This is a genomic window from Bradyrhizobium sp. USDA 4341 (assembly GCF_054063755.1).
The window spans coordinates 8,456,360-8,476,298 of the sequence record NZ_JBSSGO010000002.1; the positions used below are offsets into that span (position 1 = coordinate 8,456,360).

Genomic DNA, 19,939 nt, shown 5'->3' on the forward strand with positions numbered 1-19,939 from the left:
CGATGAAGGTGATTACCGCGTAAGGTTAGACGTGAACTGCGGTGCGAACACGGCCGACATTGCCGAACACGCGCAGATAGCGCTCGACCTCTGTGGGGATGCCGGTCGCCTTCTCCGGATTGTCGGACAGTTTCACGGCCGGGCGTCCGTCGACCGACGTCACCTTGCACACGATCGAGATCGGATCGAGCTCGGCGGTGCCGTCAGGCGCGCAGCCGACGAAATCGTTGGTGAGGTTGGTGCCCCAGCCGAAGCTGACGCGCACGCGTCCCTTGAAGTGGCGGAACGTCTCCTCGATCGAGCCGACATCCATCGCGTCGGAGAACACCAGCAGCTTCTCCTTGGGGTCGCGGCCCTTCTGCTTCCACCACTTGATGATCTCTTCGCCGGCGGTGATCGGCGGCGCGCTGTCGGGACGAAAACCGGTCCAGTCGGCGACCCATTCCGGCGCGTCGCGCAGGAACGGCTTGGTGCCGAAGGCATCGGGCAGTGCGATCAGGAGGTTGCCGCCATAGGCGTGGCGCCATTGATCGAGAATGCGATAGGGTGCCCAGCGCAGCTCCTGGTCGTCGTTGGCGAGCGCCGCGGCCACCATCGGCAGCTCGTGCGCGTTGGTACCGATCGCCTCGAGGTCGTTGTCCATCGCGAGCAGCACGTTCGACGTTCCGGTGAAGGACGGGCCGAGGCCTTCCTTCACCGCCTCGACGCACCAGCGCTGCCAGAGGAAGCCGTGGCGGCGGCGCGTGCCGAAATCGGACAGCCGCAAGCCGTCCAGCTTGCGCAGCCGCTCGACCTTGGCCCACAGCTTGGCCTTGGCACGGGCGTAGAGCACGTCGAGCGCGAAGCGGCCGTAGGTCTTGGTCGCCGCGCGCGAGCGCAGCTCGTTGAGGATCGCGAGCGCCGGGATCTCCCACATCGTGGTGTGGGTCCACGGCCCGTGGAAATGCAGTTCATACTGGCCGTCGACCTTGTGCAGCTCGTATTCGGGCAGGCGGAAGGTCGAGAGCCAGTTGATGAAGTCGGGCGAGAACATCTGGGTCTTGCCGTAGAACGTGTTGCCGGCGAGCCAGATCAGTTCCTTCTTGGTGAAGCGGATGGTGCGGGCGTGGTCGAGCTGGGCGCGCAGCTCGCCCTCGTCGATGACCTCGGCAAGCCGGATATGGGTTGAGCGGTTGATCACCGAAAAGGTCGTCTGCGTGTCCGGGTAGCATTCCCGGATCATCTGCATCATCAACAGCTTGTAGAAATCGGTGTCCAGCAGGCTGCGCACGATCGGATCGAGCCGCCAGCCGTGATTATAGGTCCGGGTTGCAATATCTGTGACCGCCATGCCGGAACTGTAGCCTGCCGAACGGCGCCCGCCCAGTGGGTTTCGGGCGGAACATGGCAGGTCAGCGGGCTATATCCCGCCGGATACGGCCGACGGCCGTGGCAACATCGCTCCAGGCCGGCCTGCCCGGGGCGAATTGCTGCCGCAGGAAGCCGACGAGTTCGGCGACCTGGCCGTCGCTCATGCTGTCCTTGAACGCCGGCATGTAGCCCAGATCGGTCACCGCCGGCTTGGCGATGCCGTGCAGGATCACCTGGATCAGGTTATCGGGGACGTCGCTGTGCAAATTGCTGTTCAGCGCCAGCGACGGCCGGCTGCCGAACAGCGGCGGGCCGCCGACCTCATGGCAGACCGCGCAGGCGCCCTGATAGATCCGTGCGCCCGCCGAGGCAGCGGTGGTGACGGCCGTGGCGGCTTCGAGCTCGGCAACCAGGGCATCGTGCGCGGGCCGATCGGCGGGCTCGTTGAACGAGGCGAGGTAGACCGCCATCGCGCGGATGTCCTGGTCGGGCAGTGCGGCGAGTTCGTGCACGACCGGCGCCATCGGTCCCGCGGCAACGCCATGCAGGCGGGACTCGCCGGTGCGCAAATAGGCGTAGAGTTCGTCCTCGCTCCAGGGGACCGGCGCCTTCGACAGCGACGTCAGCGCCGGCGCCTCCCAGTCCTCGGCGAAGCCGCCGGCGAGATAGGCCGCTTGCCGTTCGGCGCCGAGCGCATTGCGCGGCGAGTGGCAGGCGCTGCAATGGCCGAGTCCCTCGATAAGATAGGCTCCGCGATTCCACACCTCTGATTTCGATCGATCGGGCTGGAACGTGTTCGGCTGATGGAACAACGCATTCCATCCCGCGAGTAGCGGCCGCAGGTTGAACGGAAAGGCGAGCGCGTTCGCCGGCGTCTCGGCGCGCACCGGTGCCTGCGCCATCAGATAGGCGTAGAGCGCCTGCAGGTCGGCATCACTGGTCCTGGCAAAATGCGTGTACGGGTACGCCGGATAGAGATGGCGTCCGTCGCGATGAATGCCCTCGCGCATCGCGCGCTCGAACGCGGGATAGGACCAGGCGCCGATGCCGGTGTCGACATCGGGCGTGATGTTGGTCGTGTAGATCGTGCCGAACGGCGTCTCCAGCGGCCGGCCGCCGGCGTTCAGGGTGCCGTGCTCCGACGTATGGCAGACCGCGCAGGCGCCGAGCGCCGCGAGCTCCTTGCCACGCGCGATCGTCGCGGCGGAATAGACCGAGGCATCAGGCCGGGCGATCGGCGCAATCGCGCGCCAGGGCAAGACGGCCGCGCCGATGCCGATCGCCGCGGCGCAGAGCGCGGCAATGCCCGCGAGCACACCGACGCGCTTTGCAAACGGATTTTGCCACCTGTTGAGGTCGGCCGGCGGCGCGGGTGAGGGAAGCGCCGCGGGCGCGACGGGCTGCTCGCCGCGTAGTCCCTTCAAAATGCGTTCCGGCGTGAACGGCGGCTCGCGAAAGCGGACGCCGGTCGCATCGTAGATCGCATTGGCGATCGCGGCGGCACTCGGCACCGAGGCGGACTCGCCGACGCCGAGCGGCGGCTGGTCCTGCCGCGGCAGCATCAACACATCGATCTCGGGCAGATCGGGGAATTTGATGATCGGGTATGCGCCCCATTCCCTTGCCGTCACCGCGCCGCGCTCGAACGAGACTTCCTCCATCAGCGCGCGGCTGGTCGACTGGATGACGTTGCCTTCGATCTGGTGCCGCACGCCCTCCGGATTGATCATCAATCCGGAATCCTGGCCGGCGACGACGCGGGTCACGCTGACATCGCCGGTCGCCTTGTTGACCGCGACGTCGGCGATCCACGCCGACCATGCCGCGCCGTAGCCGGGAAACTTGCTGTGCACGTAGAGCGCATAGGCAAAGCCGCGGCCGCGGACGATGTCGCCCTCCACCTCGGGTTCTTGTCGCACCGGGCGCGGCGTCCAGCCGGCGCGCTCGGCGACCGCGTTGACGAGATCGATCGCGCGCTTGTCCCTGAGATAGCGCTGCCGGTATTCGATCGGATCGACCTCGGCCTCGGCGGCAAGCTCGTCGATGTAGGATTCATGCGCAAAGGTGTTCGGCAGCGCCGAGACGCCGCGAAGCCAGGAGGCGCGCACGATCGGCGGCATGTCGTTGGCGACCACGCGCATGTTCTCGTAGTCGTAGGGCGGGATCGCGGTGCGATCGCCCATCTCGAACACGGCCGCTTCAGGTGCGATCCGCCCAGTGAGCAGCAGCGCCAGCGTCGGTGCGCCATTGGAGGGATAGCGCGTAACGAAGTCGTAGCCGGCGACGCTGCCGTCGGGATTGAGGCCGCCATTGACGTCCATCAGCTGCGCGGTGCCCTTCGGCTCCCACGCGTGTTCCTGCTCGCGGGTGAGCTGGACGCGCACCGGGCGGCCGACCGCGCGCGACAGCAGCAGCGCATCGGCGGAAACGTCGTCGGCGCAGTTGCGGCCGTAGCAGCCCGCGGCCTCCATCCTGACGATGTCGATCTCGGATTCCGGCCGCTGGATCAAGAGCGCCAGATCGCCGCGCAGGATGTGCGGGTTCTGCGTGCCGGACCAAACGCGGATCGCGCCTTCGCTGCAATCGGCGACCGCGCAGGACGGGCCGATCGAGCCGTGCATCTGGTAGGGCCAGACGTAGGTCCGCTGCATCGGCTTGGCGGCCGCCTTGATCGCGGCATCGACGTCGCCTCTATCGATCAGCTGGCGCGGCGTCGAGGGATTGGCGCGCAGCGCCTTCTCGATGTCGGTGAGGTCGGTCAGCGCCGGTCCCGGCTTCCAGCTCACCTTGAGCTGCGCGGCGGCCTTGATCGCGTTCTCCTCGCGCTCGGCGACGACGCCGACGAAGTCGCCGATCCGCACCACCGCGACGAGGCCGGGAATATCCCGCACCGAAGCTTCATCGACCGCGATCAGGCTGGTGCCGACGAACGGCCCGGCGTCGACGCCGGCATAGGGCGGACGGACGACGCGGCCATGCAGCATGCCGGGCACGCGCACATCGTGGACGTAGACAAGTTCGCCGGTGGCCTTCGCCGGCAGGTCGACGCGCGGCACCGACTTGCCGACGACGGAATAGGCGTCCACCGCCTTGACCGGAACGTCATCCGCGAGCTCGAGCCGGATGGTCTCATCCGCGATCAGCTCGCCATAGCTGACGCTGCGGTTGTCGTGACCGCGGACGAGGCCATCCTCGATCGTGAGGTCGCCAGCCGGCAGTTCGAGCCGCTCCGCCGCGCGCGCGAGCAAAAAGTGCCGCGCCTGCGCGGCGGCCTTGCGCAAGGGAATGGCGGTGATCTGGATGGTTTCGCTTGCGATCGTCGCGCCCTGGTTCGGCACCACGGCGGTATCGCCGAGGATCACGACCACGCGGGCAAACGAGACGTCGAGCTCTTCGGCGACGATCTGTCCGAGTGCGGTGCGGATGCCGGTGCCGAGATCGACATGGCCGTTATAGGCGTTGACCGAACCGTCGGCGGTGATGGTGATGAAGGTCTCGAACGCGCCTTCCGCGCCGAGCACCGCAGGGCGGACGACCGACAGCGAGCCGCGCTTGCGTTGCTCTGGAGACCGGGCGTCCGTCATCAATCGCGCGCCTCGAGCACGTGGCCGGCAGCGCGCATCGCCGCGCGGATGATCTCGATATGCGCGCCGCAACGGCAGAGGTTGTAGCGCAGCTCTTCCAGCACCTCATGCTCGGATGGATTGGGATTGCGCGTGAGCAACGCCTTGGTGGTGATGATCATGCCGTTGAGGCAATAGCCGCACTGCGCAGCCTGTTCGCGGATGAAGGCATCCTGCACGGGATCGGGATGCTCGCGGCTGCCGAGACCTTCGAGCGTGACGATGTTGCGCCCCGCGCAACCTTCGATCGGAATCACGCAGGCACGCGCGGCGACGCCGTCGATCAGCACCGCACAGGCGCCGCACTCGCCGAGCCCGCAGCCATATTTCGGTCCGTTCAATTCGAGATCGTTGCGCAGCACGTAAAGCAATGCGGTGTCGGGAGCGGCGTCGACATCATGATTCCTGCCGTTCACGGTCAGGCGCATTGCCCTGGTTCTCCCCTCATGTTTGCGCTGCAATGTCAGCGTCAGATCGCCGATGAGGATAACGTTTGTATACAAACGTGCAAGCGGCGGCATGCCGCGCTGCAGCGAGTGCACGCTTTATGAACAAGGTGCGCAAGCGAATGGCAGCGTTTGATTGCAAAGCCCGCTTGACAGGTCCCGGGCTCGCGCGCAGGATCATTCGTATACGAACGATATAGGCAGGGAGGCGGAAGCGCAGTATGATCGACCGCCGCCACAAGTCCAGGCTTGGTCACGATGGCTGACACAATGACCGTCGCCGCCGGCGACAAGATCCGCTGCGATGCCTGTCCGGTGATGTGCTACATCAAGCCGGGCGCGGCTGGCGCGTGCGACCGTTATGCCAATCACGACGGCACGCTGGTGCGGGTCGATCCGCATGTCGTGCTGGAGCGCACGGTCTCGCATGGCGGCAAGCTGGTGCCGTTCCAGGCGAGCGGCGACTGGGACGGCAAGATCGTCCGCCACCCCGAACTGTTCGTCACCGCGATCGGCGCCGGAACCACCTATCCGGACTACAAGCCGGCGCCCTTCATCGTGTCGTCGGACGTCGACGGCGTCGACATGGTCACCGTGGTGACCGAGGGCATTTTCTCCTATTGCGGCGTCAAGGTGAAGATCGACACCGACCGCTATCTCGGTCCCGAGACCGCGATCGTCCGCGCGGACGGCGAGGCGGTCGGTCATGTCACGACCAGCGAATATGGCTCGCAGATGCTCTCGCTCGGCGGCGTGCATCATCTGACCGGCGGCTCCAAGAAGGAGGGTCGCGTCACCTGCGACACGCTGATGGATCTCTCCAATTGCAAGGCGGTGGAGCTGACCATCGACGGCGGCGCCACCGTGGTGGTGCAGGCGGGCAAGCCGCCGATCGTCAATGGCATGGCCGAAGAGCGGATGCGGGTCGGCTGCGGCTCGGCGACCATCGGCATGTTCGCCAAGCAGTGGCACGGCAAGGTCGACGAGGTGGTGGTGGTCGACGACCACATCACCGGCGTGCTCAGCGAGCACCAGGCCGGCAAGCTGCTCGATATCGCCGACACCGGCATCAGGATGAAGGGGCGCCGTTCGACACCCGGCCGGTACTTCCAGGTCGCCGATCCCGGCACGGGATGGGGCGGCACCAACATCTCCGATCCGTTGTCGATCCTGGGTCCCTTCAATGCGAAGGAAGCGCGGCCCGGGCTCACGATGCTGATGGTCTCGACGACCGGCGAGCATGCTTCCTATTACGTACTGGACGAGGTGCTGAAGCCAATCGAGACCGAGATGCCGGCGGACCTCAAATTCTCGGTCGAGCGCATCCAGGAGAATTGCGAGCCGGCGCTGTGCACCGTGCTGTTCATGGGCGGGGCGGGCGGATCGCTGCGCGCCGGCGTGACCGACAATCCGGTGCGGCTGACCCGCTCGGTGAAGGACGCGCTGACGCGGGTGACCAGCGGCGGCGCGCCGGTCTATGTCTGGCCGGGCGGCGGCATCACCTTCATGGTCGATGTCACGCAGATGCCGGCCGGCGCCTTCGGCTATGTGCCGACCCCGGCGCTGGTGGCGCCGATCGAGTTCACGATGAGGCTGTCGGACTACGCGGCGCTCGGCGGCCATATGGATTTTGTCCGGCCGCTGTCATCGTTGCGGGACAGCGCCGAAGTCCGGCCGATGCCTCATCTTCCCGGGCGGCGCGCATGACTAGAGCGTTTTCCAGCGAAGTGGATACCGGTTCGCGCAAAGAAAACGCGTCAACACAAGAATCTGGAGCCCCGTTCCGATTCCATCGGAACGGAAGAGGCTCTAGGCTCCCGCAAATCGCGCTTCTTCCTGACGGCAAGCGGCTGCATTTGCAGGACGGCCCTATTGATCTCATCATCGAGGCCAGGGGCAGGGATGCGGATGTCGGTGCCGCCTATCAGGCGGCGGCGGAACGCTTCACCGGTTTGCTCGACGAACTCTGCGTGGAGCTCGCCGAGCTGCGCAGTGCGGCCAACCCCGATCGTTGCTCGCTGAAGGGCGTGGTCGCGCGGCGCATGCATGCGGCGGTCGCGCCGTTTGCCGCCGATTGCTTCATCACCCCGATGGCGGCAGTCGCGGGCTCGGTCGCCGAGGAAATTCTCGGCGCGATGCTGCAGGCGGCAGCGCTCGACCGCGCCTATGTCAACAATGGCGGCGATATCGCGCTGCATCTCGGCGATGGCGAACAATTCACGGTCGGCCTGATGGACCGGCCCGACCGCCATGGCGCGATGCGCACCATGACCGTGGATAGCGACATGCCGGTCCGCGGCATCGCGACCAGCGGCCGCCATGGCCGCAGCTTCTCGCTCGGCATTGCCGACGCCGTCACCGTGCTGGCGCAGACGGCGTCGCAGGCCGATGCCGCGGCGACCGTGATCGCCAATGCGGTCGACCTGCCCAACCATCGCGCGATCCTGCGCGTTCCGGCGAGCGAGCTGCAGCCGGACAGCGATCTCGGCGCACGGCTCGTGACTCGCGATGTCGGGCCGCTCGCGGAACATGAGATCGAGCAGGCGCTTGAGGCAGGGGTGGCGCGGGCGCGTGACCTCCTGACGTCGGGATTGATCGAGGGCGCGGCATTGCGTCTACTGGGCGAAACGCGAATTGTCGGTGCAGCTGGGAACGGGACGCTGGCGTCGCACACGTTTCAGGGACGAACGACAGAACACATGCTGCAGGCATGACCGGGAGCGAGACAAGATGAGCGCTGTCATTCGCAAGATCGTCACCGTGGTCGAGGAGACCCATCTGGAGATGGGCAAGACCATCGCACCGCCGACCCGGCGCGCCGCCGCGATCGCCGTGATCGAAAACCCGTTTGCCGGCCGGTATGTCGAGGATCTGTCGCCGCTGATCGCGATTGGCGAGGAACTCGGCGAATTGCTTTCCAAGCGGGCAGTCGCCGCGCTCGGGATTGATGGCGCCAAGGCGCACAGCTACGGCAAGGCTGCCGCCGTCGGCGAGAATGGCGAGCTCGAGCACGCGGCCGCGATCTTGCATCCGAAGATGGGCGCGCCGGTGCGTAAGGTGCTTTCCAAGGGCGCGGCGCTGATCCCGTCGTCGAAGAAGCGCTCGGGTCCCGGCACCACGCTGGATATCCCGCTCGGGCACAAGGACGCCGCCTTCGTGCGCAGCCATTTCGACGGCATGGAGGTGCAGATCAACGACGCGCCGCGGGCCAACGAGATCATGGTCGCGGTCGCGGTCACAGACAGCGGGCGGCCGCTGCCGCGTGTCGGCGGGCTGACGGTTGATGAGGTCAAGGGCGAAGACGGATTGCGATAATCTCTTTTTGAAAAAACTGGAGGACGGGATGCGTGGTTATTTCGTAGGGGCGGGATTGGCGATCGCGGTCGCGACCATGGCAACGAGCGCCATGACGACACACGCGTTGGCGCAGAGCGAAATCAAGATCGGCGAGATCAACTCTTATTCCTTGTTGCCGGCGTTTACCGAGCCCTATCGCAAGGGCTGGCAGCTTGCGGTGGAGGAGATCAATGCGGCCGGCGGTATCAACGGCAAGAAGCTCGTCGTCATTTCCAAGGATGACGGCGGCAAGCCGGCGGATGCGCAGACCGCGGCCAACGAACTGGTGTCGAGCGAGAACGTCGCGATGCTGACCGGCACCTTCCTCTCCAATATCGGCCTCGCCGTCAGCGATTTTGCAAATCAGAAGAAGGTGTTTTTTCTCGCGGCAGAGCCGCTGACCGACGCCATCACCTGGTCGAAGGGCAACCGCTATACCTTCCGCCTGCGGCCGTCGAATTACATGCAGGCGGCGATGCTGGTGGAAGAAGCAGCAAAACTGCCGGCCAAGCGATGGGCAACGATCGCGCCGAACTATGAATACGGCCAGTCGGCGGTCGCGGTGTTCAAGAAGCTGATGTCGGAGAAGCGGCCTGATATCCAGTGGGTCGACGAGCAGTGGCCGCCGCAGGGCAAGATCGACGCGGGCCCGGTGGTGCAGGCGACTGCCGCCGCGAACCCCGAGGCGATCCTCAACGTCACCTTCGGTGCAGACCTCGTCAAGCTCGTGCGCGAAGGCAACACCCGCGGCCTGTTCAAGGGCCGTACGGTGGTGAGCTTCCTGACCGGCGAGCCGGAATATCTGGATCCGCTGAAGGACGAGACGCCGGAGGGGTGGATCGTCACCGGCTATCCCTGGTATTCGATCAAGACGCCGGAGCACGACGCGTTCCTGAAGGCCTACCAGGCCAAGTACAACGACTATCCGCGGCTCGGCTCGATCGTCGGCTACCAGACCATCAAGGCCGCGGCGGCGATCCTCGCGAAAGCCGGCTCCAGCGATCCGGAGAAGCTGATCGCGGCGGCGGAAGGCATCTCGATGCCGTCGCCGTTCGGCGAGATCACCTTCCGCAAGATCGATCACCAGTCGACGCTCGGGGCCTTCACCGGCAAGACCGCGCTGAAGGACCGCAAGGGCATCATGGTGGACACGGCCTATCGCAAGGGCGCGGACTATCTGCCTGGCGATGCCGAAATCGAGAAGCTGCGGCCGAAGGATTGATTTCTCTTCTCCCTCGCCCCGCTCTTGCGGGGAGAGGGCGTAGGCGGCCTCTGGCCGCCGTCTAGAAGGAATGCCGATGCGAAGCATCGGCGCGGGTGAGGGGCTGTCACCGCGAGCGAGCGCGTGGAGAGTCCCCCTCACCCGAAACTCAAGCTGCGCTTGAGTTTCGACCTCTCCCCGCAAACGGGGCGAGGTGAAGGAAAGTGACGTTTGTGATCTCCAACGCGGACCGCCCATGGCCTTCTACGTCGTCCAGTTCCTGACCGGTCTTGCCAGCGCGGCGTCGCTGTTCCTGGTCGCTTCGGGTCTGTCGATCATCTTCGGCGTGACGCGGATCGTCAATTTTTTCGCGCATGGCGCGTTCTATATGCTCGGCGCCTACGTCGCCTTCACGCTGACCGAGCGCTTCTCGGGCGCGTTCGGTTTCTGGGGCGGCATTGTCGTTGCGGCGCTGGCGGTTGCTGTGATCGGCGTGCTGGTCGAGATGGTGCTGCTGCGCCGAATCTATCATTCGCCGGAGCTGTTTCAATTGCTCGCCACCTTCGGCCTCACGCTGATGGTCGAGGATCTCGTGGTGCTGATCTGGGGGCCGGACGATCTGGTCGGCCGCCGCGCGCCTGGCTTCAAGGGCGCGATCGATTTCTTCGGCCAGAACATACCGAGCTATGATCTGTTCTTGATCGTGCTCGGACCGGTCGTGCTCGGTGTCCTCTGGCTCTTGTTCCAGCGCACCCGCTGGGGCGTGCTGGTGCGCGCGGCGACGCAGGACCGCGACATGGTCGCGGCGCTCGGCGTTAATCAGAAATGGCTGTTCACCAGCGTGTTCGCGCTCGGCGTCTTCCTCGCCGCGCTCGGCGGCGCGCTGCAGATTCCGCGCGATGCGGTCAACCACGCGATGGATCTGCGCGTCATCGTCGAGGTTTTCGTCGTGGTCGTGATCGGCGGCCTCGGCAGCATCATCGGCGCCTTCGTCGCGGCGGTGCTGGTGTCGGAGCTCAACGCCTTCGGCATCCTGATCTTCCCGAAGATCTCCATCATCCTGGTGTTCCTCGTGATGGCGGTGGTGCTGATCGTCCGGCCGTGGGGGCTGTTCGGCAAGCCGGAGGCGCCGGCGCGGCGCACGCCTGGCCTCACGGTCAATCCGTGGCGGCCGCTGACGATGAACGAGCGGCTTGCCGCGATCGCGGCGCTTGTGGTCGCCGCTGCGCTGCCCTTCGTCGCCGGCAATTACGTGCTCACCGTCGGCTCGGAGATCGCGATCTTCGTGATCTTCGCGGTCAGCCTGCACTTCCTGATGTCGGTCGGCGGGCTCGCCTCGTTCGGCCATGCCGCCTATTTCGGCCTCGGCGCCTATGGCGTGGCACTGCTCGCCAAGATGGCCGGCTTGCCGATGATCGCCTGCCTGCTGCTCGGCCCGCTGCTCGGGCTGCTCGGCGCGGCCGTGTTCGGCTTCTTCGCGGTGCAGCTCTCGGGCGTCTATTTCGCGATGCTGACGCTGGCCTTTGCCCAGATCGTCTGGTCGATCGCGTTCCAGTGGGTGTCGGTCACCGGCGGCGACAACGGCATTCTCGGCGTCTGGCCGGAAAAATGGGCGGCGAGCCCGTCGCATTTCTACTGGCTGTCGCTCGGCATCGCCGCGCTAGCGGTCGCGATCCTTCGGATCATCGTGTTCTCGCCGTTCGGCTTTGCGCTGCGCGCCACGCGGGATTCGCCGTTGCGCAGCGAAGCCGTCGGCATCAACGGCAAGCGCATCCAGTGGACCGCCTTCGTGATCGCGGGCACGGTCGCCGGCCTTGCCGGCGCGCTGTTCGCCTACCTCAAGGGCAGCGTCTTCCCTGACAATATGGGCATCTCGCTGTCGGTCGATGCGCTGGTCATGGTGCTGCTCGGCGGCGTCGAGACGGTGTCCGGGGCGGTGGTCGGCGCGATCGTCTACAAGGCGCTCAACATCTGGCTGGTCAGCCAGACCGATCTCTCCAAGCTCGTGCTCGGCGGCTTCGTCGTGCTGATCGTGGTCGCGTTCCCGAAGGGCATCGTCGGCACGCTGGAAGCCCTCATGCACCGCCGGCGCAAATCGTCGTCGACGGCGTCGCCTCTGCTCACCTCCCGCATCGAGACTGCCGAATGAGCATGGTCCCCACATTGTTGTCGGTCGAGGGGCTGACCAAATCCTATGGCGGCGTGCATGCCGTGCGCGGCGTCTCGTTCGAACTGCGCGCCGGCGAGATCCTGGCACTGATCGGGCCGAACGGCGCAGGCAAGAGCACCTGCTTCGACATGCTCAACGGTCAGAACATTCCCGATAGCGGCCGCATCCGCGTGCTGGGTGCGGAAACCACCGGCAAGAAACCGCGCGTGATCTGGCGCATGGGCGTCGGCCGCACCTTTCAGATCGCGGCGACCTTCCCGACCATGACGGTGCGCGAGAACGTGCAGGTCGCGCTGGTGTCGCATGGCGGGCAATTGTTCAACCTGTGGGCCTCGACCGCGCGCCAGGCGCGCGACGAGGCCGGACGGCTGCTCGATCTGGTCGGCATGGGCGCCTATGCGGAGCGGCCCTGCGGCGAGCTCGCCTATGGCGACGTCAAGCGGCTGGAGCTTGCGATCGCGCTCGCCAACCAGCCAAAGCTGCTTTTGATGGACGAGCCGACCGCCGGCATGGCGCCGCGCGAACGCGTCGAGCTGATGCGCCTGACGGCGCGGATCGCGCGGGAGCAGTCGATCGGCGTGCTGTTCACCGAGCACGACATGGACGTGGTGTTCGAGCATGCCGACCGCATTCTGGTGCTCAACCGCGGCAGCCTGATCGCCGAAGGCTCGCCCGAGGAAGTGCGCGGCAATGCCCAGGTGCGGGCGATCTATCTCGGCGAAGGCCTCCTCTATGACGCCCGGCACCGCGAGGGAGCATCCGCATGAAGCTTACGGTGAAGGATCTCAATAGCTTCTACGGTCCGGCGCATATCCTGTTCGACATCGCGCTCGAGGTCGGCGAGGGCGAAGTGGTCGCATTGCTCGGCCGCAACGGCGCAGGCAAGTCGACGACGTTCCGCTCCATCGTCGGCCTGGTCGAGAACCGCTCCGGCCGCGTCATGTTCGAGGGCAGGGACGTCTCTGAGCTGCCGACGCATGCGATCGTGCGCGGCGGCCTCGGCTATGTGCCGGAGGAGCGGCGCATCTTCACTGATCTGACCGTCGAAGAGAATCTCGAGGTCGGCCGCCAGCCCAGGCGGCCCAATGCGCCGCAATGGGATCGCGAAAAGCTGTTCAAGCTGTTCCCCAATCTTGGCGAGATGCGCGGCCGGCCCGGCGGGCGCATGAGCGGCGGCGAACAGCAGATGCTGACGATCGCGCGAACGCTGATGGGCAATCCGTCGCTGGTGCTGCTCGACGAGCCCTCTGAAGGGCTGTCGCCGAAGATCGTCGAGCAGATGGTCGACGCGATCCTGGCGATGAAGAAAGAGGGCGTCAGCATCGTTGTCTCCGAGCAGAACCTGCATTTCGCCCGGCTGATCTCGGATCGCGCCTATATCATCGAGCGCGGCCGGATCTGCTTCGGCGGCACCATGGCGGAACTCGATGCGCGTCCGGATGTCCGCGACGCGCATCTGTCGCTGTAAAGGTGGGGTGAAACGATGGCGAGGAGTGCTGCACAGAAGCGAAGCGTCAAGGCCGCCAAGCCCGGATACGTGCTGGACGAGCAGATCGGCTTCATCCTGCGCCAGGTGTCGCAGCGCCATGCGGTGATCTTCGCCCGCGAGATCGGCATCAACCTGACGCCGACGCAGTGGGCGGCGCTGTCGAAGCTGTCGGAGGTCGGGCCATGCTCGCAGAACCAGCTCGGGCGGCTCACCTCGATGGACGTTGCGACCATCAAGGGCGTGATCGATCGCCTGACCGCGCGCGGCCTGACCGAGACCTCGCCCGATCCCGACGACGGCCGCCGGCTGATGGTGAGCCTGACGCGCGCCGGTCAGCAGATGGCCGACAAGGCCGCGCCGAATGCGCTCGTGATCTCCAGGGAGACGCTGGCGCCGCTCGACGCCAAGGAGCGCGAGACCCTGATGGCGCTGCTCGGCAGGTTGCGCTGACCTTACCCTCCCCTGGAGGGCAGGGCTATCGCATGTGGCCGAGGAGTTCGAAGAGGAATGCATCGTTCCATCCGGCGCGCTTGAGCTTGCCGCGCAGGGAGACTGTCGTGTCCGGGTGGGCTTGGGCGACGTTGAGAGCCAGACGCCTGAGCACGGCCAGGTTGGCCGGTCCGTTGCCCTTGCGATTGCGGGCAAGGTCCTCGTCGAGGGTGACGTCGAGCGGCCAGTGCAGGCGATTTTCGATGCCCCAATGAGCACGGACGATGCGCAGGACCTCTTTGCGGCTGTAGGGGCGGCTCATCAGGAAGTAGCGCTCGACCGTGTCGTCCTGTCCCCGCTTGCTGGTGATGCGGGCGACAGCTTTGAGGCCCGGAAAGTCGTACTTCTTGGCCATGCCAGGAACCGATGCGACCAGCGCCACACGCTTCTCGTTGCGTCCATGTTCCGCATCGATGGTGGTCAGCGAGGTCTTGCCCTTGCGTTTGACGGCGCGGATTGCGGCTTTGGCATCCTCCAACAGAGCGGGCTGGTTCGCCTTCACCGCCAGCACGTAGTCACCGCCCCGTGCCACAATCGCTTCGGCCATCCCGCGGTGGCAATGCAGGGCATCGGCCGTGACCACGCAGCCCTTGAGTTGCAGAAGCGCAAGCAACTGCAGGGCACCGTCGGCTTCGTTGTTGTTCGGCGCCAGCACATTGGCGAGCGCCATGCGCGTCTGCTCCGCCCAGGCGGTCACCATCACCGGCGGCATGTGGCTCCTGCCGCGTTCGTAACCCCGCCGCAACGCCTTGCCGTCGAGCGCGATCACCCCGCGCGGCCGCTTGATCTTCGCGCCTTGCGCAAAGGCCGTCATAAAACGCCGGAACGCGACCTCGAACGCCTTCGGATCGAGCATCCGGAATACCCGGCTGAACGTGTCGTGGCTCGGCAGGCCATTCTTGAGCTCCAGCACATCCTGCCAAAGATAGGCCTTCATCCGGGCAAACAGCGCCATGTCGGTGCAACTCGTCGCCCCGCACAGCGTCGCCATCAGTGCGATGAACAAGATCTCGGTCAGGTCATGCAGCGCGTTGTCGGCCCGCGGGTCGGGCAAATCTTCAAAGCACTCGGCAAATCGTTGCATCGGCCGCTCCCTCTAGATCAGGAGCGACCTTCAGAATCTCTTTCTCCCGATTTGGCAACTACTTGCAGCCGCGCACGTGCGATTCCCCTGCCCTGGAGGGGGAGGGTCGGATCGCAGCGAGCGAAGCGAGATGCGAGCCGGGGTGGGGTGATCTTTCCACACGGGCAGAATCTGTATGGAGAGACTGTTCACCCCACCTCGGTTCGCATTTCATGCGAACCGATCCTCCCCCTCCAGGGGAGGATGAAGAAAGTGCCACCGTGTCGCATCCGGACTATGTCGCAACACCAAGCGCCAGCGCGACGGCGCCGACCAGCACCAGGCTGACGGCCCAGACCGTGTCCAGGTTGAACCAGCTCCGGGCCACGAATTTGAGGCCAAGGTAGCGATAGACCAGCCACGCCAGACATCCGCCTGCCGCGATCATCGCGCCCGCATGGACGATGGAGACCAGCACGGCCATGGTGAGGCTGGTGTCGATCAGGGAGTTGGCAGCCGCGTGGCCTTGGTCCGGCTCAGCCTCGCGGCATAGTCCGAGATAGATCGGCACCAGCATCAGCGCCGCGCCGTGGGCGATCGCCACCGCGAACGACCACAAAGCGAGTTGCGTCGGTGGTATCCGCGCCAGAGCCCGCGGATGGCGGCGGTCGATCAGCCGATAGATGCCGAAGGCGATCACAAGCAGGCTGGCGCCGATCCGGATCGTGCGCTGCCATTCGACGAGGGTGATCAGCAGCGCGAAGGGAAGGATCACGAGCAGCATCGCCAGCAGGTGACCGATTGCGAGCGGGCCAAGCGCGGCCAGCAGCGCGCGCGAACTCCTTTGCATCAATCCGGCCGAAACCGCGAGCGGCCAGCCCATGCCCGGGTTGATCCCGTGGTAGAGGCCGCTCGCAATCACCGCCAGCCACAGCCAGGCCGGTGTCCAGTCGGCTGCACTCACATTCAGGCCGATGGATAGCAGAACGAATCCGTTGAGCAGTCGCCGCCGTCGAGCCGGATCTGGTGTGCGCGATATCCGTCGGGGAGGCTGACCCAGTAGTCCTTTGCCAGTTCAAGGCCGCCGCCCGGGCTGGCATTCGCCATCACCTCGGCGCCGGGAATGCCTTGCGGATAGAACTGGTCGTCCCAGGTCGAGTACAGCGAATTGGTCCAGTAGACCCGCTTGCCGTCGCGGCTGATCTCGACCATCTGCGGGCCGCCGGCAAATGTCTGTCCGTTGGGATGCGGAGTGCGGCGGGTGATCCCGCCGATGCGCACCGATCCGGCGAGCTTTGGCTTGCGCGGATCGCTGACATCGTATTGGCGCATCTCGCCGGTGGCCCAGCAGGAGACGTAGAGGAACTTGTCGTCCATCGACAGGTCGATGTCGGTCACCAGCGGCGGCACGGCGCCGAAACCCTGCAGCAGTGGCGGCAACTGGTCCTTCGGCGCGGGTTCGGGCGGTATCGTCGCCGTCTTCTCGATGTGAAACTTGCCGCCCTCGCGCCACCAGGTCCAGATCGAGCCCTCGAGGTTCGTGGTATCGACCACGACGCCGACGAAGCCGTATTCGCGAACCGGATCGTGCGCGGGACGCACCTCCAGCGCCATTTGATGGTTGGCGCCGAGATCGATGGTCTGCACATTGCGTCGCGCGCGCAGATCCCAGAAATGGATGCGATGGCCGTATTTGTTCGAGAGCAGGTCCTCCGGCACGATCCCGTTCTCGAATTGCGGCGGCAGCGCCCATTCGCTGCTCACCATGTAGTCGCGCGGCAGGTTCCACCAGAAGTCGTAGTGCTTGGTCTGGGGACCACGATCGATCTCCCAGCGTCCGAGCACCTCGAAGGTCTCGCAGTCCATGATGAAGACGCCGGGCGGTCCATCGGTGCCGTCCTTGCCGCCGCCGCCGAGCGTGGAGACGTAGATGCCGTCCGGGCCGCAGTGGATGGTATGCGGCCGCGAATAGCCGGTCTTCCTGAACACCTGCTCGGGCTCGATGATCTTGTGGATCTTCGCCTGCGTCGGATCCGGCTTGGTGTCGATGATATAGATCCGCGACGACCGCATGCCGGGAACGATGAGATAGCGGCGCTCGATGAAGGCATGTCCCGCAAGTGGGGACAATGCCGAGGAACACGCGTTCCAGCCGAAATGGTGAAACTCGTCGCCCTTGTTGGGCATCGTCACGGTGTGGACGATCTTGCTGTAGGTCGGCGAGCCCGGCTTGACGTCGATCACGGCGAGCGCGTCGGGCTTGGAAAAGTCCGGGCTGAGCAGCACGGTGTAGGCGAAGTTCTCGGCCGGAGCTTCCATCGCAAGCTTCGGCGACGCGTGAAACGTTGGATCTGGCCTCATCGTCATCGTGCTGCCTCCTGTTTGCCTGGTGTGGACCAACACGGCACGGCGGCATGCGACGAGAACTTAATCGTCGCGTGGCTCTTGCGAGCGCCGCCGGCTAGGTTCGCGTGGCGGCACGATACACCTCAATGATGACGGGCGAAAGCAACGTTCCGGCGCGGTCAGATGGTGCGTCTTGCGCACGACCGCGTCACTCCGGGCGCGACGAAGTCGCGAACCCGGAATGACGGTCGTCGAGCTCGATTACTTCGCCACGATCTCCGGCACCTTGCCTGCGGGCGGCGTGTTGCGGCTGCGCTGGGTGCGGACGATGCCGTCGATGATGGTCATGCCGATGCCCGGAAGATCGCCGAGCTGAACGCTCTCCAGGATGTTCTTGCCCGGCGAATGCTGCGCCTTGTCCATCAGCACGAAATCGGCGGAACGGCCGACCTCGATCAGGCCGCAATCGAGCTCGCGCATCCGCGCGGTGTTGCCGGTGGCAAGGCAGAACGCCAGCTCGGCGGGCAGCTCGCCGAGCGAGGACAAGAGCGAGACCATGCGCAGGATGCCGAGCGGCTGCACGCCGGAGCCGGCGGGCGCGTCGGTGCCGAGGATGACGCGGTGCAAATCGCCCATCTCGCGCGCGGTGCGCAGCGTGAACAGCGCCGAGCGCTCATTGCCGTTGTGCACCAGCTCGAGCCCGCGCTTGCAGCCCTCGCAGATGCAGCGGATCTGGTCGTCGGGCAGGGCAGTGTGGCCGCCATTGATGTGGCCGACCACGTCGGTGTCGGCTTCCAGCACCACGTCCTTGTCGATCAGGCCGGAGCCCGGGATCGAGGGGCCGCCGGTGTGGATCGTGCTTTGAATGCCGTATTTGCGTGCCCAGCCGACCATCTTGCGCGCGGTCGGGCCGTCCTTGACGCCGCCGAGCCCGACCTCCCCGAGCAGCTTGACACCGGCCGCGGCCATTTCCTTGAAATCGTCCTCCACCATCTCGCATTCGATGACGGGCGCGCCGGCATGCACCTTCACGCCACCCGGCCGCAGCGTCCAGAACGCGCGCTGCGCGAAGATCGCCATCGCCTTCAATCCGACCACGTCGCGCGGACGGCCGGGCATATGCACTTCGCCGGCGGAGATCATGGTGGTGACGCCGCCGTGCAGATAGCTGTCGATCCAGTTGGTCTGGTTCTGCCGCGGCGTCCAGTCGCCGGCGACGGGATGGACATGGCTGTCGATCAGGCCGGGCGCGACCGTCGTGCCCATGGCATCGACGATCGTGGTGGCGCCTTCGGTATCGACGTCCTTGAAGCGGCCGATCGCGGTGATCCTGCCGTTCTCGGCGACGATGGTATCGGCATCCAGGATCGGCTTCTCCAGCGCTCCCGACAGCAGTAGCCCGATATTGCGGATCACCAGCTTGCTGGGGCCGGTGGCCTGGGGCGCGTCGTGAGCCATGGGTGTTTTCCTTCTGTTTTCTTTCCGAAATTGCCCGGGAATTTGAGCCCGGCTTGACTTTCGGATCAAGCCGGATTATTCGTTTGTATACGAATGATCGTATACAAACGATCCGGCCGGTCAACGGGGTTCAAGTCCTCAACCCGCCGCAGCACAAATCAGGGATTGGTGCGATGAGCAATTTCAACCAGGAAAGCGTCCTCAGCGTTCATCACTGGACCGACACGCTGTTCTCCTTCAAAACCACGCGCAATCCGTCGTTCCGCTTCCGCAACGGCGAGTTCACCATGATCGGGCTCAAGGTCGGCGAGAAGCCGCTGCTGCGGGCCTATAGCGTCGCTAGCGCGAACTACGAGGACACGCTCGAGTTCTTCTCGATCAAGGTTCCGGACGGCCCGCTGACCTCGCGTCTCCAGCACCTGAAGGAAGGCGACGAGATCATCGTCAGCCGCAAGGCCACCGGCACGCTGGTCATCGACAACCTCGAGGACGGCCGCAACCTCTATCTGATCGGCACCGGCACAGGGCTTGCGCCGTTCCTCAGCGTGATCAAGGATCCCGAGACCTATGACCGCTTCGAGAAGATCGTGCTGCTGCACGGCTGCCGCCGCGTCAAGGAGCTCGCCTATGGCGAGATGATCACCGAGAAGCTGCCGCAGGACGAACTGATCGGCGAGCTGGTGCGCGATCAGCTGATCTATTACCCGACCGTGACGCGCGATCCGTTCCGCAACCGCGGCCGCATCACCGACCTCATCACCTCGGGCAAGCTGTTCGCCGACATCGGCCTGCCGGCGCTCGATGCCGCGCATGACCGCGTCATGATCTGCGGCTCGCCGGCGCTGGTCGCCGACACCCGCACGCTGCTGGGCGGCCGCGGCTTCGTCGAGGGCAATCATGGCGAGCCGGCGCAGTTCGTGGTGGAGAAGGCGTTCGCCGAGCGCTGAGGTTCGTATTCTTCGCAATGA

General features: G+C 65.5%; 16 protein-coding genes. 9 read left to right on the top strand and 7 right to left on the bottom strand.

The features are described from left to right. Nucleotides 1-25: 25 nt before the first annotated feature. The 3 genes from pncB to ACVIGB_RS45505 all read right to left on the bottom strand — a co-directional run bounded on the left by pncB (nucleotide 26) and on the right by ACVIGB_RS45505 (nucleotide 5,401). Nucleotides 26-1,330: a nicotinate phosphoribosyltransferase gene (gene pncB / locus ACVIGB_RS45495; protein ID WP_456724362.1), complete on the bottom strand. Its 1,305-nt coding sequence runs from the start codon at nucleotides 1,328-1,330 to the stop codon at nucleotides 26-28. Nucleotides 1,331-1,391: 61 nt separating this feature from the next. Beyond that, nucleotides 1,392-4,934, bottom strand: coding sequence for a molybdopterin cofactor-binding domain-containing protein (locus ACVIGB_RS45500; RefSeq protein WP_456724361.1), 3,543 nt, complete (start codon nucleotides 4,932-4,934; stop codon nucleotides 1,392-1,394). Continuing rightward, nucleotides 4,934-5,401, bottom strand: a complete 468-nt coding sequence (locus tag ACVIGB_RS45505; protein WP_456724360.1) for a (2Fe-2S)-binding protein — start codon at nucleotides 5,399-5,401, stop codon at nucleotides 4,934-4,936. The genes ACVIGB_RS45500 and ACVIGB_RS45505 overlap by 1 nt, the downstream gene beginning before the upstream one ends. Before the next feature lie 276 nt (nucleotides 5,402-5,677). Between ACVIGB_RS45505 and ACVIGB_RS45510 the strand changes: the two genes are divergently transcribed. From ACVIGB_RS45510 to ACVIGB_RS45545, 8 genes are all read left to right on the top strand, one after another. Next, nucleotides 5,678-7,126 carry a 6-hydroxynicotinate reductase gene (locus ACVIGB_RS45510; protein WP_456724359.1) on the top strand — a complete coding sequence of 483 codons (1,449 nt, stop codon included), beginning with the start codon at nucleotides 5,678-5,680 and terminating at the stop codon, nucleotides 7,124-7,126. After that, nucleotides 7,123-8,133, top strand: a complete 1,011-nt coding sequence (locus tag ACVIGB_RS45515; RefSeq protein ID WP_456724358.1) for a UPF0280 family protein — start codon at nucleotides 7,123-7,125, stop codon at nucleotides 8,131-8,133. The genes ACVIGB_RS45510 and ACVIGB_RS45515 overlap by 4 nt, the downstream gene beginning before the upstream one ends. A gap of 16 nt (nucleotides 8,134-8,149) precedes the next feature. Beyond that, nucleotides 8,150-8,734 (top strand): amino acid synthesis family protein, encoded by a 585-nt coding sequence (locus ACVIGB_RS45520; RefSeq protein ID WP_029078203.1) that lies wholly within the window; start codon nucleotides 8,150-8,152, stop codon nucleotides 8,732-8,734. A gap of 28 nt (nucleotides 8,735-8,762) precedes the next feature. Next, the gene (locus ACVIGB_RS45525) at nucleotides 8,763-9,977 is read left to right on the top strand and encodes an ABC transporter substrate-binding protein (protein ID WP_456724357.1); all 1,215 of its coding nucleotides are present in this window, start codon (nucleotides 8,763-8,765) and stop codon (nucleotides 9,975-9,977) included. 235 nt (nucleotides 9,978-10,212) lie between these two features. Continuing rightward, nucleotides 10,213-12,105, top strand: coding sequence for an ABC transporter permease (locus tag ACVIGB_RS45530; protein WP_456749343.1), 1,893 nt, complete (start codon nucleotides 10,213-10,215; stop codon nucleotides 12,103-12,105). Further along, complete coding sequence (locus ACVIGB_RS45535; RefSeq protein WP_092124897.1) at nucleotides 12,102-12,893, top strand: ABC transporter ATP-binding protein; 792 nt, start codon at nucleotides 12,102-12,104, stop codon at nucleotides 12,891-12,893. Before ACVIGB_RS45530 ends, ACVIGB_RS45535 begins: the two co-directional genes overlap by 4 nt. Further along, the gene (locus tag ACVIGB_RS45540) at nucleotides 12,890-13,594 is read left to right on the top strand and encodes an ABC transporter ATP-binding protein (RefSeq protein ID WP_456724355.1); all 705 of its coding nucleotides are present in this window, start codon (nucleotides 12,890-12,892) and stop codon (nucleotides 13,592-13,594) included. The genes ACVIGB_RS45535 and ACVIGB_RS45540 overlap by 4 nt, the downstream gene beginning before the upstream one ends. A 15-nt stretch (nucleotides 13,595-13,609) precedes the next feature. Then, on the top strand, nucleotides 13,610-14,065 hold the full coding sequence (locus ACVIGB_RS45545; RefSeq protein WP_092124899.1) for a MarR family winged helix-turn-helix transcriptional regulator: 456 nt from the start codon (nucleotides 13,610-13,612) through the stop codon (nucleotides 14,063-14,065). A gap of 25 nt (nucleotides 14,066-14,090) precedes the next feature. Here ACVIGB_RS45545 and ACVIGB_RS45550 read toward each other — a convergent pair whose 3' ends face one another. From ACVIGB_RS45550 to ACVIGB_RS45565, 4 genes are all read right to left on the bottom strand, one after another. Beyond that, nucleotides 14,091-15,188, bottom strand: a complete 1,098-nt coding sequence (locus ACVIGB_RS45550; protein WP_456718630.1) for an ISAs1 family transposase — start codon at nucleotides 15,186-15,188, stop codon at nucleotides 14,091-14,093. A 274-nt stretch (nucleotides 15,189-15,462) separates the two neighbouring features. Next, a complete protein-coding gene (locus ACVIGB_RS45555; RefSeq protein WP_456724354.1) occupies nucleotides 15,463-16,131 on the bottom strand; it encodes a hypothetical protein in 669 nt (222 codons plus the stop codon). A 2-nt stretch (nucleotides 16,132-16,133) separates the two neighbouring features. After that, nucleotides 16,134-17,534: a selenium-binding protein SBP56-related protein gene (locus tag ACVIGB_RS45560; protein WP_456724353.1), complete on the bottom strand. Its 1,401-nt coding sequence runs from the start codon at nucleotides 17,532-17,534 to the stop codon at nucleotides 16,134-16,136. A 240-nt stretch (nucleotides 17,535-17,774) separates the two neighbouring features. Beyond that, a complete protein-coding gene (locus ACVIGB_RS45565; protein WP_456724352.1) occupies nucleotides 17,775-18,971 on the bottom strand; it encodes an amidohydrolase family protein in 1,197 nt (398 codons plus the stop codon). 173 nt (nucleotides 18,972-19,144) lie between these two features. On the opposite strand from ACVIGB_RS45565, the gene ACVIGB_RS45570 reads away from it, so the two are divergent. After that, nucleotides 19,145-19,918 (top strand): ferredoxin--NADP reductase, encoded by a 774-nt coding sequence (locus tag ACVIGB_RS45570; protein ID WP_456724351.1) that lies wholly within the window; start codon nucleotides 19,145-19,147, stop codon nucleotides 19,916-19,918. Nucleotides 19,919-19,939 lie beyond the last annotated feature (21 nt).

Coding starts and splice junctions, on each gene's coding strand:
- ACVIGB_RS45500 (WP_456724361.1), bottom strand. CDS start 4,934: ATGACGGACGCCCGGTCTCCAGAGCAACGCAAGCGCGGCTCGCTGTCG.
- ACVIGB_RS45550 (WP_456718630.1), bottom strand. CDS start 15,188: ATGCAACGATTTGCCGAGTGCTTTGAAGATTTGCCCGACCCGCGGGCC.
- ACVIGB_RS45510 (WP_456724359.1), top strand. CDS start 5,678: ATGGCTGACACAATGACCGTCGCCGCCGGCGACAAGATCCGCTGCGAT.
- ACVIGB_RS45530 (WP_456749343.1), top strand. CDS start 10,213: ATGGCCTTCTACGTCGTCCAGTTCCTGACCGGTCTTGCCAGCGCGGCG.
- ACVIGB_RS45515 (WP_456724358.1), top strand. CDS start 7,123: ATGACTAGAGCGTTTTCCAGCGAAGTGGATACCGGTTCGCGCAAAGAA.
- pncB (WP_456724362.1), bottom strand. CDS start 1,330: ATGGCGGTCACAGATATTGCAACCCGGACCTATAATCACGGCTGGCGG.
- ACVIGB_RS45570 (WP_456724351.1), top strand. CDS start 19,145: ATGAGCAATTTCAACCAGGAAAGCGTCCTCAGCGTTCATCACTGGACC.
- ACVIGB_RS45560 (WP_456724353.1), bottom strand. CDS start 17,534: ATGACGATGAGGCCAGATCCAACGTTTCACGCGTCGCCGAAGCTTGCG.
- ACVIGB_RS45535 (WP_092124897.1), top strand. CDS start 12,102: ATGAGCATGGTCCCCACATTGTTGTCGGTCGAGGGGCTGACCAAATCC.
- ACVIGB_RS45505 (WP_456724360.1), bottom strand. CDS start 5,401: ATGCGCCTGACCGTGAACGGCAGGAATCATGATGTCGACGCCGCTCCC.
- ACVIGB_RS45520 (WP_029078203.1), top strand. CDS start 8,150: ATGAGCGCTGTCATTCGCAAGATCGTCACCGTGGTCGAGGAGACCCAT.
- ACVIGB_RS45525 (WP_456724357.1), top strand. CDS start 8,763: ATGCGTGGTTATTTCGTAGGGGCGGGATTGGCGATCGCGGTCGCGACC.
- ACVIGB_RS45545 (WP_092124899.1), top strand. CDS start 13,610: ATGGCGAGGAGTGCTGCACAGAAGCGAAGCGTCAAGGCCGCCAAGCCC.
- ACVIGB_RS45565 (WP_456724352.1), bottom strand. CDS start 18,971: ATGGCTCACGACGCGCCCCAGGCCACCGGCCCCAGCAAGCTGGTGATC.
- ACVIGB_RS45540 (WP_456724355.1), top strand. CDS start 12,890: ATGAAGCTTACGGTGAAGGATCTCAATAGCTTCTACGGTCCGGCGCAT.